Genomic DNA, 14,503 nt, shown 5'->3' with positions numbered 1-14,503 from the left:
AGTGCAATGAATTCGGGCGTCCGCGCGGCGCTGGCTAAGATTGCAGCCATGACTCCGAACGTAACTGCGGTCAGCTATGGCCCAAAACTGACCGACTCCGGACTCGGAACCCTGCGCTCCCTGTGGGCCGGCAATGGAGCCACTATCGAGTCGGAGTTGCGGGGCGGCGATGCCCGCTTTGAGGTCCACACCACCGGCCTCACGGTGGCCGACGGCACGGCCGCCGGGATTGCCGCCCTCCGCCGGGCAGTGGCGGAGACGGCGGCCGAGGGACTGGACACCGCCATCGTTCCCACGGATCTGCGGGAGGCGCCGCGGAAGTTCCTGATCATGGACGTTGATTCAACGCTGATCCAGCAGGAAGTCATTGAACTGCTGGCGGCCTACGCAGGCAAGCGCGAGGAGGTGGCTGCGGTGACGGAAGCCGCCATGCGGGGCGAACTGGACTTCGCGCAGAGCCTCCACGCGCGCGTCGCTGTGCTCGCGGGCCTCCCTGCCGCCGTCGTCGATTCCGTCCGGGCCGAAGTCAGGCTCAGTGAAGGTGCGGCTGAGCTGGTGGCCGCGTTCAAGGCGGCAGGCCACGCGGTGGCGGTGGTGTCCGGAGGATTCAACCAGATCCTGCGCCCCATTGCCGAGGAGCTCGGCCTGGACCATTGGATCGCCAACGAACTGGAAATCGTCGACGGCGCCCTGACCGGCAAGGTGCTCGGCGCTGTTATCGACAGGGCTGCCAAGGAGAAATACCTGCGCGAATGGGCCGCCGCCGAAGGGGTGCCCATGGAACACACCATCGCGGTGGGCGACGGCGCCAACGACCTCGACATGCTGGGCGCCGCCGGAATCGGGGTGGCCTTCAACGCCAAACCGGCCGTCCGGGCCGTGGCGGACTCGGCCATCAACATGCCTTATCTGGACGCCGTGCGGCACATCGCCGGCGTCTAAGGCTCCGTAAACTCAGCGAGATGGCACTTCGCGGCAGTGTTCCGGTGGAACATTGCCGCGAAGTGCCATCTCGAGTGAGCCGGTAACCCCGGCGTGCTGCTAGTCGGCGCTCTTGCCGAAGTAGTCTGCTCCGCCGGCATATTCGGTGTGGCCGGACTCGACGTCGGCGGTGGCCATGCCGGCCACCACCTCAGCGAACTCCTCCACTGAGTAGAGCTTGCCGGCCTCCGCGCGGCGGGCTTCGATGGCACCGGGCGTGGCCCGGTCCAGCAGGGTAGCCGTGACGGTGCCCTCGATCATGTCGCCTGAGACAACCACCAGGGAGATGCCCTTCTCAGCCAGGTTCGGCACGAGCTCACGGAGCGCGTCCTCGCCGGCACGCTTGCTGCGGGCAACGGGCTCGTACGACGGCATGGTGGGCACGGTGTTAATGAAGTGCGCCTGGTGGCTGGTCACGAAGACCACCCGGGACCCTTCCTTCATCAGCGGTACGGCGGCGTTGAGCATGTTGACCTGCGCGTCCCGGTTGAGCTTGAGCGCGTAGTCCTCCTCCATGCCGGACTCCATGCCGCCGGAGGCGTTGAGCACCAGCACGTCCAGCGAGCCGAAATTCTCCATGGCTGCGCTGGCCAGGGCCTGGACACCTTCCACGGTGGTCAGGTCCGCCCCCACGGCGACGGCGCGGCCGCCGGCAGCTTCAATGCCCGCCACCACTTTGTTGGCGCGCGGCGCCTTCTGGCGGTAGTTAACCACGACGGCGGCGCCCTCGCCGGCCAGGATCTTCGCCACTTCGGCGCCGATCCCGCGAGAGGATCCGGTCACGATGGCTGTCTTGTTGTCCAGCAGTCCCACAAGGGCTCCTTTGTTCGATACGTCTAAATCGCTTGGGGTCTGCAGTCCATCATGCCAGCGTCGGCGCGGTGTTCGCTTGTGCGACTCCCACAAAGATGGCAGGTCCGGCTAGTCGGCCACAGGCCCCTCGGCCGGCTGCTGCTAGTGGCCCATGCCGAGGCCGCCGTCAACCGGGATGACGGCGCCGGAGATGTAGGCAGCTTCGTCGCTGGCCACCCAACGGACCACGTTCGCCACCTCGGAGGCCTCGGCGAAACGGCCGGCCGGGATGCTGGCGAGGTAGTCCTTCTGGGTGGCTTCCGGAAGCTCGGCCGTCATGTCCGTGTTAATGAAGCCGGGGGCCACCACGTTGGCGGTGATGCCCCGCGAGCCCAGTTCCCGGGTCAGGGACCGGGCGACGCCGACGAGTCCCGCCTTCGACGCGGAGTAGTTGATCTGGCCCGGGGCTCCATAGAGCCCGGACACGGACGAAATCAGCACGACGCGGCCTTTCCGCATCCGGATCATGCCCTTGGAAGCCCGCTTGATGACACGGAACGCGCCCGTGAGGTTGGTGTCAATCACGGAGGTGAAGTCGTCTTCGCTCATGCGAAGAAGGAGCGTGTCCTTGGTAATGCCCGCGTTCGCCACAAGGACCTCCACCGGTCCATGGGCTGCCTCGACTTCGGTGAAGGCAGCATCCACGGATGCTTCGTCGGTGACGTCAGCTTTGACGCCCAGGATCCCGGCCGGCAGTTCCGTTTCGCTCCGGTAGGTCACAGCCACCTTGTCGCCGTTGGCCAGGAAGGCCTGGGCGATGGCGAGGCCGATGCCGCGGTTGCCTCCGGTGATCAGGACACTGCGGGCGGTGGAGGCTGCTTCAGACATGGGACGCTCCGGGATTCTGCGGCAGGAGGCACCGCGGTAGAGAGTGGCGGGATTTTTACTGCCTCCGATCTTAGCGTCCGTTTGGGCGCGTCTGCCGATGGTGGGAGAATGGTGGCAAGCCTTTGGAGCGTGATCAAACAGTCGTGAGCCCTAAAAACAAAGCTGGACAGTCCGTGCCCGGAGACCCTCAACGGTTCTCCGGCGATACCGGGGTCCACAGCATCACGGATGCCGCGACGGCACACTCGGAAGACATGCACCGGCGCATGATGAAGTATGCGCTTGCCATGGGTATCCGCATGGTCTGCCTCATCCTCATTTTTGTGGTGGATGGCTGGTTCAAACTGGTTATGGTTGCCGGTGCGGTGTTCCTGCCCTGGATCGCTGTGGTGATTGCCAATGGCAGCGACAAGGCCGAGGTCCACAGTGATTCACTGCTCGACTACGCACCGCTCGCCGAGCTGGAAGGCACCCCCTGGGCTCCCGAGCCCGAGGAAGACCCGTCCGCCGTGCTTCAGGGCGAACTCATTGATGACGACGACGAACCAACGCACGGACAGGAACGGCGCGCTTCATGAACATTTTTGACCTGGCCGCAGGGACCGCGGGTCCCCCGGTGGCCGCAGCTGCCATGTGCTCCCGGAAGGCCTGCCGCGCCGACGCCGCCTGGCAGCTGGTGTGGAACAACCCCAAGATCCATACCCCGGAGCGCCGCAAAATCTGGCTGGCCTGCGCAGAACACCGCGACTGGCTGGAGGACTACCTGCAGACCCGCGGGCTGTGGAAGGAAACCCTTGTCCTGGCACCGAATGACGAGTCCGGCCCGATGCCGGCGGGACAGGACGGCTGAATGTACCGCTTCCTCTTTTCCAGCAAATGGATGGGTTACCTCCTGCTGGCTGCCATCTTCGCGGCCGCCTGCGTGTTCCTGGGCCGGTGGCAGATGGACCGCCGCGCCGAAACGCTCGCCGAAATCAACCGCGTCCTGACCAACTACTCAGCCACACCCATTCCATTCGCCCAGGCCCGCGAAGAATTCTCCGGGCTGGACCCGTCCAAGGAATGGACGCAGGTGGAGCTCAAGGGCACGTACGACGTTGACGGCCAGCGGGTGGTCCGCAACCGTCCGCTGAACGGGCAGCCTGGGTACGAGGTGGTTGTTCCCTTCAAACTCGACTCCGGTGAGTCCGTGGTGATCGACCGCGGCTGGCTGCCCATCGGCAACAAGAACCCGGGGAGCCCTGACGCCGTCCCGGCCCCCCCGTCCGGTCCTGTCACGGCGATCGTCCGACTCAAGCACGGCGAACCCCAACTGGACCGCGGCGCGCCCGCCGGACAGCTGGCCTCGATCGACCTGCCAACGTATGCGGGCCAGCTGCCGTACCCCATCCTCACCGGCGCGTACGGCCAGTTGGCCTCCGAATCGCCGGCCCCGGCCGACGCGCCTGTCCCGTTCCCGAAGCCGGCCACGGAGGAGGGTACGCATCTCTCCTATTCGCTGCAGTGGTTCGCGTTCGGTGTGCTCGTCTTTGTGGGCTTTGGCTACGCCGCCCGCCAGCAGGCCCGCAACGCCGCCATCGACGCCGAAGATGAGGAAGACGATGTGGACGGGCACCGCGATTCAGGAAGTCCTGTCCACTCCGCTGCCGCGGCAGCCCGCCGTCGTGCACCCGTTGCCCGCAAACGCAAACACGCCACCTCCGAAGAAGAGGAAGACGCCCTCCTGGACGCGCAGGGATACTAATGGCGCACCGGAACATGGCAGCGCCCGTGGCCAACGTGCAACGGGCACTGACCGCCTTTGGCCTTCAGGACACGGTGCGGGTCTTCAGCACCAAAGTCCCCACTGCTGCCGCGGCAGCCACCGTTCTGGGGTGCGATGTCGCCGCCATAACCAACAGCCTCGTGTTTACGCTCGACGGCGGCCCGCTGCTGATTCTCGCCAGTGGCGCCGCCAGGGTGGACACCTCCCTTGTTGCCGGCCGGTTGGGGACGGGAACCATCGGCCGCGCCAGCCCGGAGTTCGTCCTGGAACACACGGGGCAGGAGGTCGGCGGTGTCGCGCCGGTGGGCCACCCCGCCAAAATCAGAACCCTCCTGGACGAATCCCTGGCCGCACACCCCATCCTGTGGGCCGGGGCACGAGACCACCATTCAATGTTCAGCATCACTTACGATGAGCTAAAACTCATTACTGAAGCCCAAGAGCTCAGGGTGCGCTAGGTGTATGCCGGCGGGGCCGTGGGAGCCAGTGGATGCGTGAGAAAGGCGCCGCATGATTGAGATCCTGAACCCCGCCGAAGTGGACCGTGCCAAAGTGACGGGAACATTGGTCGCCGACATCCTGCAGACGCTGAAGCACCGCAGCACGGTGGGCACCAACCTCCTGGACATCGACCGGTGGGCCAAGGAGATGATTCTCGAAGCCGGCGCGGAGTCCTGCTACATCGACTACGCGCCGTCGTTCGGACGGGGCCCGTTCGGACACTACATCTGCACGGGCGTCAACGACGCCGTGCTCCATGGACTCCCCCGCGACTACGGACTTGCCGACGGCGACCTGCTCACACTCGACCTGGCTGTGTCCAAGGCCGGCATCGCGGCGGATGCTGCCATCAGTTTCATCGTGGGCCAGTCAACGCCGGCGGAAAGTGTGGCGATGATCAGTGCCACCGAACGCGCGTTGCGTGCCGGCATCGCCGCGGCCGGTCCGGGGGCACGGATCGGCGATATCTCCCACGCCATCGGCACTGTCCTCAGCGAGTCGGGGTACCCGGTGAACACGCAGTTCGGGGGTCACGGCATCGGCTCCACCATGCACCAGGACCCGCACGTGCCGAACGCCGGACGCCCCGGCCGCGGGTTTAAGCTGCGGCCGGGGCTGCTGCTCGCGCTGGAGCCCTGGGTGATGGCTGACACCGCGGAGCTCGTCACCGATGCGGACGGGTGGACGCTCCGAAGCGCCACGGGCTGCCGGACGGCCCACACAGAGCACACGATTGCCATCACCGACGACGGCGCAGAAATCCTTACGCTGCCCACCGCCGACTAGGACAGCGCCAAGCGCTGCTCCCAGGCGCCCGTGCAGCCAGGCCGCCCGCGCAGCCAGGCGCCTGCGCAGGCCTAAGTCCGGCTCCGGGCTTAGGCCAGCGTGATCAGGTCCAAGTAGTCTTCGTTCCAGTGGTCCTCGACCCCGTCCGGCAGCAGCACGACGCGCTCGGGATTGAGGGCTTCCACCGCACCTTCGTCGTGGCTGACCAGGACGACGGCGCCGCTGTAGTTGCGGAGCGCACCCAGGATTTCGGCGCGGCTGGCAGGGTCCAGGTTGTTGGTGGGTTCGTCCAGGAGCAGCACGTTGGCGCTGGACGCGACGATGGTGGCCAGGGCCAGGCGGGTCTTCTCGCCGCCGGAGAGGACGCCTGCAGGCTTGTCGACGTCGTCGCCGGAGAAGAGGAACGAGCCGAGGATGCCGCGGACTTCCGCGTCCTTCATGTCCGGTGCGGAGGAGCGCATGTTCTCCAGCACCGTCCGGTTCGTGTCCAAGGTGTCGTGCTCCTGGGCGTAGTAGCCCACCTTCAGGCCATGGCCGGCGATGACGTCACCGGTGTCCGGCTTGTCCACGCCGGCGAGCATCCGCAGCAGGGTGGTTTTGCCGGCACCATTGAGGCCCAGGATGACCACCTTGGAACCGCGGTCGATGGCAAGGTCCACGTCCGTGAAGATCTCAAGCGAACCGTAGGACTTGCTGAGGCCTTCGGCAGTAAGCGGGGTCTTGCCGCAGGGTGACGGGTCCGGGAACCGGAGGGCGGCCACGCGGTCGTTCTCGCGGACGGCTTCCAGACCGCTGAGCAGTCGTTCGGCCCGCTTGGCCATGTTCTGCGCCGCAACGGCCTTGGTGGCCTTGGCGCGCATCTTGTTGGCCTGGTCGAACAGGACCTGGGCCTTCTTCTCGGCGTTGGCGCGTTCACGCTTGCGTGCCCGCTCATCGGTTTCGCGCTGGGTGAGGTAGCGCTTCCAGTCCATGTTGTAGAAGTCGATCTGTGCGCGGTTGGCGTCCAGCAGGAAGACCTTGTTAACGGTCGCTTCCAGCAGTTCGGTGTCGTGGCTGATCACGATCAGGCCGCCCTGATGGTTCTTGAGGAAGTCGCGCAGCCAGGCGATGGAGTCAGCATCGAGGTGGTTGGTGGGCTCATCGAGCAGCATGGTCTCGGCGTCGGAATACAGGATCCGGGCCAGCTCAACGCGTCGGCGCTGGCCGCCGGAAAGGGTCTTCAGCGGCTGGTTGAGGATCCGGTCCGGCAGGGCCAGGTTGGAACAGATCGCTGCCGCTTCAGCCTCGGCTGCGTAGCCGCCGGCGGCCAGGAATTCGGATTCCAGCCGGTCGTAACGGCCCATGGCCTTGCGCTGGACCTCCTGGTCCTCGCTGGCCATTTCGTCGTGCGCCTTCCGGAGCTTGCCGACGGCAACGTCCAGGCCCCGGGCTGCGAGGATGCGGTCGCGGGCGAGTTGCTCCATGTCCGGCGTGCGTGGATCCTGCGGGAGGTAGCCGATCTCCCCCGTGCGGGTGACCTTGCCGGCAGCCGGCAGGCCTTCTCCGGCCAGGACGCGGGTCAGGGTGGTCTTACCTGCACCGTTGCGGCCCACCAGGCCGATCTTGTCGCCCTTGTCGATGCGGAAGCTCACCTGGTCCATAAGGAGCCGGGCGCCGGCGCGCAGTTCAAGATCCTGGACAGTAATCACAGCAGGTAAGGCCTTTCACAACAGGGAAACGCCGCAGCTCTACGGATGGTGTCTGGAGCAGCCGGGCAGAATGGCCGGACAGAACGGCCTGTCCAAGTCTACCGGCCCCGGCTTCTCCCCGTAACCGCGGCGCTCATGTCCGCCCTTTGTGCACAGCATGCAGGCTTCCTGCGCCCGGTTAGTAGGTCCCCTACAAAATAGCTCCCGACGGCGGCGGGTAACGTCAGGATCATCCCCATGCTCCGGCGTATACCACCTGATAGGACCCACCATGAGCCAGACTGACACTGCCGTCACAGGCCCCGCTTCCTCCCCTGCCCGCAGCCGCTGGAACGCCACCGACCTCGGCCTGATCGCCGTGTTCGCTGCCCTGGTGGCCGGCGCCGCGCTGGTCCCCGGCATCGCGGCCAACGTGTTCGGTGTGCCCATCACCTTCCAGACCCTGGCGGTGATGCTCACCGGCCTCATGCTGGGCCCCGCCCGCGGGTTCGCCGCCGTCGGCCTTTACACGCTGCTGGGCCTGGCAGGCCTGCCCATCTTCAGCCAGGGCCGCAGCGGCCTGGGTATCTTGGCCGGGCCGTCCGCTGGGTACATCATCGCCTTCCCCCTCGCCGCCGCACTGGTCGGCTGGCTGGCCACGGTGGTCATCCGGCGCACCTCAAAGGCCCGGGCCCTGTGGTTCTTCCTTGCCGCCACGGTGACCAGCATCCTCCTGGTGCACTCCCTCGGTGTTTTGGGGATGGCCGTCAACTCCAAGGCGACCCTCGGAGAGGCCTTCCTCGCCGACCTGGTCTTCTACCCCGGCGATGTGATCAAGAACGTGTTGGCCGCGGTCATCGCCGTTGCACTGCACCGGGCCTTCCCCGACCTTCTGGTCCGCCGGGTCAAGCGGATCGGCGCCTAGGCAGCCATGGCCACAATTTCCTTCCGGCAGGTGTCCGTGGCCGTTGCCGTGGACACCGGTCCGGCGCCCAAAACGCTGCTGGCCGACGTCACGCTGGACCTGACAGAACGGCGCATCGGCGTGATCGGAGCAAACGGTTCCGGCAAGTCAACGCTGCTTCGGCTGCTCAACGGCCTGGTCCAGCCGTCGTCGGGCGCTGTGACGGTGGATGGCGCCGATACCGTCCGGGCAGTCCGGGCCGTGCGCCGGCAGGTCGGGTTCGTCTTTACCGATCCGCTCTCCCAGCTGGTGATGCCCACAGGGCGCGAGGATGTTGAACTGTCCCTGCGCCGCTCGGTCCGGAACGGGACTGAACGGCGGCGGCTTGCCGAGGCCGCCCTGGCCCGGTTCGGGCTGCTGGGCCTCGCAGACCAGAGCATTTACGAGCTGTCCGGCGGCGAACGCCAGCTGATGGCGCTGGCGGCCGTCCTGGCCGTGGACCCTTCAGTGCTTGTCCTGGATGAGCCGTCCACCCTGCTGGACCTCCGGAACCGCGAACTCCTCCGCCGCACACTGGCCGGCCTCGGGCAGCAGATCATCATGTCCACCCACGACCTCGAACTGGCCCTCGAAATGGACCGCGTGCTGGTGGTTGAGGCCGGGCGCGTCGTGTTCGACGGCGGCCCGGCAGCTGCCGTCGACAGGTACCGTGCGCTGTCCGCCAGCGGGCTGGCTGCGCCATGAGAGGGCACGGTTTCCTGCTCGCCAACTACGTTCCCGGCAATTCAGTCGTCCACCGGGCCCCGCTGGCGCTGAAGTTCCTCCTGGTGGTGGGCTGCGGCCTGGCATCGTTCCTGGTGGTGGATTGGCTGGTGTCCGCCGGGGTCCTGGCCGTGATGTGCGGGCTCTTCCTGCTGACGGGTGCGGGTCCGCGCCGGCTGCTGGCCGCCGTCCGGCCCCTGCTCGCGGTCCTCCTGGTCATCGGCCTGTTCCAGTGGTGGCAGTTGGGCGGACCCACCGCGGGCCGGATTGTCCTGAACATTCTGGTGTGTGTGGTGGCCGCTTCCCTGTTGACGGCCACCACCCCCATGCAGCGGCTGCTGGACGGCGTGGTGTCTCTCGCGATGCCGTTCCGCCGGTTCGGTGCCGATCCTGAGCGTTTCGCCCTGACCATCGGCGTGATGCTGCGGAGCATCCCCTACATTGCGGGCGCGTTTGCGGATGTCCGGGATTCGGCGCGGGCCCGCGGGCTGGAACGTAATCCGCGCGCGCTGGTACTGCCGGTCTTTATCACCACCGTGGCGTACGCCAGGCAAACGGGCGAGGCCCTGGCGGCCCGCGGGCTGGGCGACGCGGAGGATTGAGGGGCGCCGGTTGTGCCTGGTTACGCTCGGCTCAGTCGGCGATGGCCTCGTAGCGCAGCAGGGCGGCAGTCCCCATGCCGCCGGCGATGCTGATCATGGCCAAGGCCAGCGCACCATAGTTGCCGCCGCGGCGCGCCTGGGCCAGCAGCCGGGTCACCAGCACCGCACCCGATGCGCCGTAGGCGTGGCCCAGGGCCAGCGCACCGCCGTCGAGGTTCACCCGCTCCGCATCGATGCCCAACCGGTCCAGGCAAGCCAGGGTCTGGGACGCGAAGGCCTCGTTGAACTCCACCAGGTCCAGGCTCTCGGCGGAAAGCTCCCTGGCCGCCAGCATCCGCCCGGCGGCAACCGCCGCGCCGATGCCCAGCAGTTCCGGGTCCACTCCCGCGGTGTCCGTTGCCAGCACCAGCAGTCCGTCGGGAACGCCGAGTTCCCGGGCGCGCAGCAGGGAAGTCATCACGACGGCGGAGGCGGCGTCCGCGTCGAAGCACGAGTTTCCGGCGGTGACGGTTCCGCCGTCCACAAACGCGGCCGGGAACCGTTTCAGGACCGCGGGGCTCAGGCCGCGGCGGGGGCCGTCATCGGCGCTGATGGTTCCGTCGGGTGTCTCCAGCGGGGTGATCTCGCCGCTGAAGTGCCCCGCCGACGCCGCGCCCAAGGCACGCTGGTGGCTGCGCAACGCGAGCTCATCCTGCCGCGGCCGGCCGATGCCGAAGCGGGCGGCCACGTTCTCCGCAGCCACCCCCATGTCGGGGTCGCCGTAGCTGTTGGGCACAAACCGGGCGCGCGCAAAGAACTCAGGTTCGCCGTCGTCGTTCCGGTACGCCCGCAAGGGGGCGGTGCTGATGCTCTCCACTCCCCCGGCGAGGTACACGCCGTTCCCGCCCGTTGCCACCAGGCCGGCCGCGAGAACAATCGCGTCCAGGCCCGAGCCGCACTGCCGGTCAACCGTCAGGCCGGGCACGCTGACGGGAAGCCCGGCTTCGAGCAGGGCCAGCCTGGCAACGTTGCCCCCGCCGCCCACGGCATTGCCGATCACCACGTCGGAGATTTCAGCCGCGGACACCTTGGCGTCAGTGAGGAGCTGCTGCAGGACGGGCGCGAGGAGCTGGTGGGCCCGGAGGCCCTTGAGCGACCCGTTGGCCCGGCGGACCGGGGTGCGCCGGGCCGCGACGATCACGGGCTGCCGGTCCGGGGGCAGCAGCTCAGCGGTCAAGGTGACGGACCCGTGTGTCGTGGGAAGCGATCCACTCCAGCAGGATGTTGCGGCTGATCTTCCCGCGGTCCGTGGTGGGCAGCTCCGTCAGGGAGAAGTACTGCACCGGGCGTTTATCCCGGGACAGGCTGCCCTCGAGCCCGGCCTTCAGCTGGGTGGCGCTGATGCCGCCGTGCGAGGGCACCACGCCCGCCACGACCCGCTGGCCCCGGATGTCGTCCGGCATGCCGGCGGCAATCGCGGCTGCCACACCGGGGACGGACGCCAGAGCCAGCTCCACCTCGTGCGGGTAGACATTCTTGCCTGAGGTGAGGATCATGTCCGCGCGCCGGCCGAGGATGTGCAGCTCACCGTCGGCAAGGTACCCCTGGTCGCCCACCGTGAGCCACCCGTCGAAGGAGCGCAGGGCCTGGCCGTCGTCACCCCATAGGTAGCCGTTGCTCACCATGCCGCTGCGCACGCAGATGTTGCCTGTCTCGCCGTCCGGCAGGTTGGCGCCGTCGTCGTCCAGCACCCTGACCTCCACGCCAGGGAACGCGCGGCCAATTCCGGTGCCGCCGGCGTCGAACTTCCCGGCCGGCAGCCCCAGGCCGGACACAAAGCTCAGTTCCGACGCGCCGTAGTACTCGTAGATGGTGGCGTTGGGTGCCCAACGGCGCGCGGCTTCAAGTGTCCGCGCATCGAGCTTTGAGCCGGCACAGATGATGGTCCGCACCCCGGCGGCGTCCACGCCGCCGGCCAGGCCGCGCTCACTGAGCAACCTCAGCATGGTGGGTACCAGCACCAGGCGGGTGACGCCGTCGTGCGTGATGGCGGCGTGGACGTCACCGACGTCGAAGCTCTGCAGGGTTTGAAACTCCGAGCCCGCGTACAGGCACTCGGCCAGGGCGTACAGGTTAAGGCTCGCCGCGAGGGGTCCTGGGGCCAGCGTCACGTCGTCCTGGCGCAGGCCAAAGAATTCGATGGAGGCGTCAAAGGACTTCCGCCAGGACTGCCGAGACCGGGTAAAGGCCTTGGGCACGGACGTGGTCCCGGAGGTGAGGCCGATCAGGAAGGTCGATTCCGGCTGCCCGTCAGCCAGTGCGTCCGCCGCGGAGACGGCACCGGCCCGGGCCGCTGCGTCGAGCCGTTCCCTGATCTCGCGGCGAAGTCCTTCCGGCCAGGCCGGATCGAGGACAGCGCACTGCCGTTCGCCGGCCAGTGCCGCGGTGAACCGGACCACAAAATCGACGGAGTTAATTTCGGCCAGGACGGTGACGGCCGAGGTGGCCGGGATGGAAGCTGCCGCGGCGTCGCGAAGCTCAGCCCAGCGAACCCGGCGGCCGGCAACCACGACTGCTGTGTCGTGGGGGCGCTCGTCGGCCCAGCGCTGGATCTTGTCGAGAAAAGGCATTCCCCAACTTTACCGGCGGCACCCGCTTCAGCGGCTCCGGCAAGGACTATTGTGACTTCATGAGCTTCAATGACAACGCCCAGCTGGACCCCTCCCAGGTGCAGGACCGTCGCGGCATGGGCCGCGGCGTCAAGGTCGGCGGCGGCATCGGTGGCGGGCTCATCCTGCTCATCGCAGCCCTGCTTGGCGTCAACCCGGCACTGCTCGAGGGTTTGACCGGCGGGGCCGGCACTCCCGACCAGACCCAAGGCACGGCGCCGGCATGCAAGACCGGCGCCGACGCCGACGCCCGGCTGGACTGCCGGATCACCGGCACCGTCAACAGCCTCAACGCGTTCTGGCCGGCGTACCTGAAGGACTACGGCGTACAGTACCCGCAACCGAAGACGGTCATCTTCACCGGCGGCACGAATACCGGCTGCGGTGCGGCCACCAGTGAAGTGGGCCCGTTCTATTGCCCCAACGACACCACCGCGTACTTCGACCCCGGTTTCTTCCAGGAGTTGGTTGACCGGTTCGGTTCCTCCGGCGGCCCGCTCGCGCAGGAGTATGTGGTGGCGCACGAGTTCGGTCACCACATCCAAAACGTGCTCGGGTACCTGGACCGCGCCCAGCAGGATCCGCAGGGACCGGAGTCCGGAGGCGTGCGGGTGGAACTCCAGGCTGACTGCTACGCCGGTCTGTGGGCCCGCTACGCAAGCAGCCAGCCGGACCCCAAGTCCGGCCAGCCGCTCCTGGAGGCGTTGACCCAGCAGGACCTCAACGACGCCCTCTCCGCAGCTTCGGCGGTGGGAGATGACCGGATCCAGAAGGCGGCCACCGCGCGGGTGTCCCCTGAATCCTGGACGCACGGTTCCAGCGAACAGCGGCAGAAGTGGTTCTACACGGGCTACCAGAGTGGCGACATCAACAAGTGCGACACGTTCTCGGCGCCCAGCCTCTGACGCATCGATTGGGTGGGGACGACGACGGCGGGGTTCCCTGGCCGAGCTTAGGGGCCGCTGGGGACGACGAACGACGACGGCCGGTTACCTTCGCGCAGAAGGTGACCGGCCGTCGTCGTACGTCTTCCAGAACAGGGCCCGCGCCGCAAGAGACGCGGCGCGGATCAGATGTTGAAGCCGAGGGCCCGCATCTGGTCCTTGCCGTCGTCCGTGATCCGTTCCGGACCCCACGGCGGCATCCATACCCAGTTCAGGCGCCACTCATCGACTACCCCGTCCAGGGCCTGGCCCACCTGCTCCTCGATCACATCGGTGAGCGGGCAGGCGGCCGTGGTGAGGGTCATGTCGATCAGCAGTGCGCCGTCGTCCTCGGAGTACTTCAGGCCGTAGAGCAGCCCAAGGTCAACGATGTTTACGCCGAGCTCCGGGTCAATAACGTCCTTCAGTGCCTCTTCGATATCCTCGAGGCCCGTTTGGGCCGCTTTGATTTCGGTCATGGCGTTTAGTCCTAACTAGGCCTGTACTGCAGCGATGGCGGCTGCGCCGGCGCCCGTGGCGTAACGGTCGTAGCCTTCTTCTTCGAGGCGGTCCGCGAGCTCAGGGCCGCCCTCTTCGACAACCTGGCCGTCAACGAACACGTGGACGAAGTCAGGCTTGATGTAACGGAGGATGCGCGTGTAGTGCGTGATGAGCAGCGTGCCCATGTTGCCCTCGGCGTGGGCGCGGTTGACGCCTTCGGAGACAACCTTCAGGGCGTCGACGTCCAGGCCGGAGTCGGTTTCGTCCAGGATGGCGAACTTCGGCTTGAAGAGCTCCAACTGGAGGATCTCCACACGCTTCTTCTCGCCGCCCGAGAAGCCTTCGTTGACGTTGCGCTGGGCGAAGTCGGCGTCAATGCGGAGCTGGGCCATCGCGTCCTTGACTTCCTTGGTCCACGTACGCAGTTTGGGTGCTTCGCCGTCAATAGCGGTCTTGGCGGTCCGCAGGAAGTTGGTCATGGACACGCCGGGGACCTCGACGGGGTACTGCATGGCCAGGAAGACGCCGGCGCGGGCGCGCTGGTCAACACTCATCGTGAGGACGTCCTCGCCGTCGAGCGTGATAGTGCCGCTGGTGACGTTGTAGCGCGGGTGGCCGGCGATGGTGGACGCCAGGGTGGATTTGCCGGAACCGTTGGGGCCCATGATGGCGTGGGTCTGGCCGGTCTTGATGGTCAGGCTGACGCCCTTCAGGATCTTCTTGGTGCCCTGCTCCGTGTCAATGCTGACGTGCAGGTCCTTGATCTCAAGAGTAGACATACGT

17 protein-coding genes are annotated in these 14,503 nt (G+C 67.1%); 10 read left to right on the top strand and 7 right to left on the bottom strand.

From position 1 onward, the window contains the following. The first annotated feature begins 48 nt into the window (after positions 1-48). Positions 49-942, top strand: coding sequence for a phosphoserine phosphatase SerB (gene serB, locus NQJ30_RS12215; protein WP_255770195.1), 894 nt, complete (start codon positions 49-51; stop codon positions 940-942). Positions 943-1,041: 99 nt separating this feature from the next. On the opposite strand, the gene NQJ30_RS12210 is transcribed toward serB, so the two are convergent. Then, positions 1,042-1,794, bottom strand: a complete 753-nt coding sequence (locus tag NQJ30_RS12210) for an SDR family oxidoreductase (protein WP_255770194.1) — start codon at positions 1,792-1,794, stop codon at positions 1,042-1,044. A gap of 141 nt (positions 1,795-1,935) precedes the next feature. After that, positions 1,936-2,661: a beta-ketoacyl-ACP reductase gene (locus NQJ30_RS12205; RefSeq protein ID WP_255770193.1), complete on the bottom strand. Its 726-nt coding sequence runs from the start codon at positions 2,659-2,661 to the stop codon at positions 1,936-1,938. 122 nt (positions 2,662-2,783) lie between these two features. On the opposite strand from NQJ30_RS12205, the gene NQJ30_RS12200 reads away from it, so the two are divergent. Genes NQJ30_RS12200 through map form a run of 5 tightly spaced genes read left to right on the top strand, consistent with a single transcriptional unit; the run spans position 2,784 to position 5,713 of the window. Further along, positions 2,784-3,239, top strand: a complete 456-nt coding sequence (locus NQJ30_RS12200; RefSeq protein ID WP_304664068.1) for a DUF3099 domain-containing protein — start codon at positions 2,784-2,786, stop codon at positions 3,237-3,239. Next, positions 3,236-3,511: a hypothetical protein gene (locus tag NQJ30_RS12195; RefSeq protein WP_255770191.1), complete on the top strand. Its 276-nt coding sequence runs from the start codon at positions 3,236-3,238 to the stop codon at positions 3,509-3,511. Before NQJ30_RS12200 ends, NQJ30_RS12195 begins: the two co-directional genes overlap by 4 nt. Then, positions 3,512-4,405: an SURF1 family cytochrome oxidase biogenesis protein gene (locus NQJ30_RS12190; RefSeq protein WP_255770190.1), complete on the top strand. Its 894-nt coding sequence runs from the start codon at positions 3,512-3,514 to the stop codon at positions 4,403-4,405. Continuing rightward, entirely contained in the window at positions 4,405-4,884 is a 480-nt protein-coding gene (locus NQJ30_RS12185; protein WP_255770189.1) for a YbaK/EbsC family protein, read from the top strand. The genes NQJ30_RS12190 and NQJ30_RS12185 overlap by 1 nt, the downstream gene beginning before the upstream one ends. A gap of 52 nt (positions 4,885-4,936) precedes the next feature. After that, complete coding sequence (map, locus tag NQJ30_RS12180) at positions 4,937-5,713, top strand: type I methionyl aminopeptidase (protein WP_255770188.1); 777 nt, start codon at positions 4,937-4,939, stop codon at positions 5,711-5,713. A gap of 89 nt (positions 5,714-5,802) precedes the next feature. On the opposite strand, the gene NQJ30_RS12175 is transcribed toward map, so the two are convergent. Beyond that, a complete protein-coding gene (locus tag NQJ30_RS12175) occupies positions 5,803-7,401 on the bottom strand; it encodes an ABC-F family ATP-binding cassette domain-containing protein (protein WP_255770187.1) in 1,599 nt (532 codons plus the stop codon). 271 nt (positions 7,402-7,672) lie between these two features. On the opposite strand from NQJ30_RS12175, the gene NQJ30_RS12170 reads away from it, so the two are divergent. The 3 genes from NQJ30_RS12170 to NQJ30_RS12160 are packed head-to-tail and all read left to right on the top strand — an operon-like array spanning position 7,673 to position 9,648. Continuing rightward, entirely contained in the window at positions 7,673-8,305 is a 633-nt protein-coding gene (locus NQJ30_RS12170) for a biotin transporter BioY (protein ID WP_255770186.1), read from the top strand. Positions 8,306-8,311: 6 nt separating this feature from the next. Then, on the top strand, positions 8,312-9,028 hold the full coding sequence (locus NQJ30_RS12165; RefSeq protein WP_255770185.1) for an energy-coupling factor ABC transporter ATP-binding protein: 717 nt from the start codon (positions 8,312-8,314) through the stop codon (positions 9,026-9,028). Then, positions 9,025-9,648 (top strand): energy-coupling factor transporter transmembrane component T family protein, encoded by a 624-nt coding sequence (locus tag NQJ30_RS12160; protein ID WP_255770184.1) that lies wholly within the window; start codon positions 9,025-9,027, stop codon positions 9,646-9,648. Before NQJ30_RS12165 ends, NQJ30_RS12160 begins: the two co-directional genes overlap by 4 nt. A gap of 31 nt (positions 9,649-9,679) precedes the next feature. Here the strand turns inward: NQJ30_RS12160 and NQJ30_RS12155 are convergent, their stop codons facing one another. Together NQJ30_RS12155 and NQJ30_RS12150 are read right to left on the bottom strand one after the other, a co-directional pair. After that, positions 9,680-10,864 carry a thiolase family protein gene (locus tag NQJ30_RS12155; protein WP_255770183.1) on the bottom strand — a complete coding sequence of 395 codons (1,185 nt, stop codon included), beginning with the start codon at positions 10,862-10,864 and terminating at the stop codon, positions 9,680-9,682. Beyond that, positions 10,854-12,257: a class I adenylate-forming enzyme family protein gene (locus tag NQJ30_RS12150; protein ID WP_255770182.1), complete on the bottom strand. Its 1,404-nt coding sequence runs from the start codon at positions 12,255-12,257 to the stop codon at positions 10,854-10,856. Before NQJ30_RS12150 ends, NQJ30_RS12155 begins: the two co-directional genes overlap by 11 nt. Before the next feature lie 59 nt (positions 12,258-12,316). Between NQJ30_RS12150 and ypfJ the strand changes: the two genes are divergently transcribed. Next, the gene (ypfJ, locus tag NQJ30_RS12145) at positions 12,317-13,201 is read left to right on the top strand and encodes a KPN_02809 family neutral zinc metallopeptidase (protein WP_255770181.1); all 885 of its coding nucleotides are present in this window, start codon (positions 12,317-12,319) and stop codon (positions 13,199-13,201) included. A 164-nt stretch (positions 13,202-13,365) separates the two neighbouring features. On the opposite strand, the gene NQJ30_RS12140 is transcribed toward ypfJ, so the two are convergent. Continuing rightward, entirely contained in the window at positions 13,366-13,698 is a 333-nt protein-coding gene (locus tag NQJ30_RS12140; protein WP_255770180.1) for a metal-sulfur cluster assembly factor, read from the bottom strand. A gap of 15 nt (positions 13,699-13,713) precedes the next feature. Next, positions 13,714-14,499: a Fe-S cluster assembly ATPase SufC gene (sufC, locus tag NQJ30_RS12135; RefSeq protein WP_255770179.1), complete on the bottom strand. Its 786-nt coding sequence runs from the start codon at positions 14,497-14,499 to the stop codon at positions 13,714-13,716. Positions 14,500-14,503 lie beyond the last annotated feature (4 nt).

The sequence above is a fragment of the Pseudarthrobacter sulfonivorans genome, assembly GCF_024391045.1.
In the GTDB taxonomy this organism is placed as follows: Bacteria; Actinomycetota; Actinomycetes; order Actinomycetales; family Micrococcaceae; genus Arthrobacter; species Arthrobacter sulfonivorans_B.
The sequence above is the reverse complement of the archived record's forward strand: the minus strand, read 5'-3'. Positions and strand labels throughout refer to the sequence as shown.

Bases quoted from the DNA above. Each gene is read 5' to 3' on its own strand.
- NQJ30_RS12140 (WP_255770180.1), bottom strand. From the start codon at position 13,698: ATGACCGAAATCAAAGCGGCCCAAACGGGCCTCGAGGATATCGAAGAG.
- NQJ30_RS12190 (WP_255770190.1), top strand. From the start codon at position 3,512: ATGTACCGCTTCCTCTTTTCCAGCAAATGGATGGGTTACCTCCTGCTG.
- NQJ30_RS12160 (WP_255770184.1), top strand. From the start codon at position 9,025: ATGAGAGGGCACGGTTTCCTGCTCGCCAACTACGTTCCCGGCAATTCA.
- NQJ30_RS12195 (WP_255770191.1), top strand. From the start codon at position 3,236: ATGAACATTTTTGACCTGGCCGCAGGGACCGCGGGTCCCCCGGTGGCC.
- NQJ30_RS12165 (WP_255770185.1), top strand. From the start codon at position 8,312: ATGGCCACAATTTCCTTCCGGCAGGTGTCCGTGGCCGTTGCCGTGGAC.
- map (WP_255770188.1), top strand. From the start codon at position 4,937: ATGATTGAGATCCTGAACCCCGCCGAAGTGGACCGTGCCAAAGTGACG.
- serB (WP_255770195.1), top strand. From the start codon at position 49: ATGACTCCGAACGTAACTGCGGTCAGCTATGGCCCAAAACTGACCGAC.
- ypfJ (WP_255770181.1), top strand. From the start codon at position 12,317: ATGAGCTTCAATGACAACGCCCAGCTGGACCCCTCCCAGGTGCAGGAC.
- NQJ30_RS12150 (WP_255770182.1), bottom strand. From the start codon at position 12,257: ATGCCTTTTCTCGACAAGATCCAGCGCTGGGCCGACGAGCGCCCCCAC.
- NQJ30_RS12205 (WP_255770193.1), bottom strand. From the start codon at position 2,661: ATGTCTGAAGCAGCCTCCACCGCCCGCAGTGTCCTGATCACCGGAGGC.
- sufC (WP_255770179.1), bottom strand. From the start codon at position 14,499: ATGTCTACTCTTGAGATCAAGGACCTGCACGTCAGCATTGACACGGAG.
- NQJ30_RS12185 (WP_255770189.1), top strand. From the start codon at position 4,405: ATGGCGCACCGGAACATGGCAGCGCCCGTGGCCAACGTGCAACGGGCA.
- NQJ30_RS12170 (WP_255770186.1), top strand. From the start codon at position 7,673: ATGAGCCAGACTGACACTGCCGTCACAGGCCCCGCTTCCTCCCCTGCC.